This window comes from Pseudomonas sp. MF6776, from assembly GCF_016613125.1.
GTDB lineage: Bacteria > Pseudomonadota > Gammaproteobacteria > Pseudomonadales > Pseudomonadaceae > Aquipseudomonas > Aquipseudomonas iridis.
Genome location: NZ_JAENSQ010000115.1, coordinates 1 through 526 on the forward strand (window position 1 = coordinate 1; position 526 = coordinate 526).

The following is a 526-nucleotide window of genomic DNA, read 5'->3' on the forward strand; positions in this document are numbered from 1 at the left end:
TGACTGGGGTGAAGTCGTAACAAGGTAGCCGTAGGGGAACCTGCGGCTGGATCACCTCCTTAATCGACGACATCAGCTGCTCCATGAGCTCCCACACGAATTGCTTGATTCATTGAAGAAGACGATAAGAAGCAGCCCGAAATTGGGTCTGTAGCTCAGTTGGTTAGAGCGCACCCCTGATAAGGGTGAGGTCGGCAGTTCGAATCTGCCCAGACCCACCAATTTTGTGTGGGAAACGCCTGTAGAAATACGGGGCCATAGCTCAGCTGGGAGAGCGCCTGCCTTGCACGCAGGAGGTCAACGGTTCGATCCCGTTTGGCTCCACCACTACTGCTTCTGACGTATGAAAGCTTAGAAATGAGCATTCCATTGAAAGATGGTGAATGTTGATTTCTAGTCTTTGATTAGATCGTTCTTTAAAAATTTGGGTATGTGATAGAAAGATAGACTGAACGTTACTTTCACTGGTAACGGATCAGGCTAAGGTAAAATTTGTGAGTTACTCTGAATTGAGTATTATCGAATT

General features: G+C 47.0%; 2 tRNA genes and 1 rRNA gene. All 3 read left to right on the plus strand.

Annotated elements, in window-relative coordinates:
- Positions 1-62, plus strand: a 16S ribosomal RNA gene (locus JJD74_RS30690); the annotation flags it as partial.
- 82 nt (positions 63-144) lie between these two features.
- Positions 145-221: transfer RNA gene (locus JJD74_RS30695), tRNA-Ile, on the plus strand.
- A 30-nt stretch (positions 222-251) separates the two neighbouring features.
- Positions 252-327, plus strand: a tRNA-Ala gene (locus JJD74_RS30700).
- Positions 328-526: the final 199 nt, after the last annotated feature.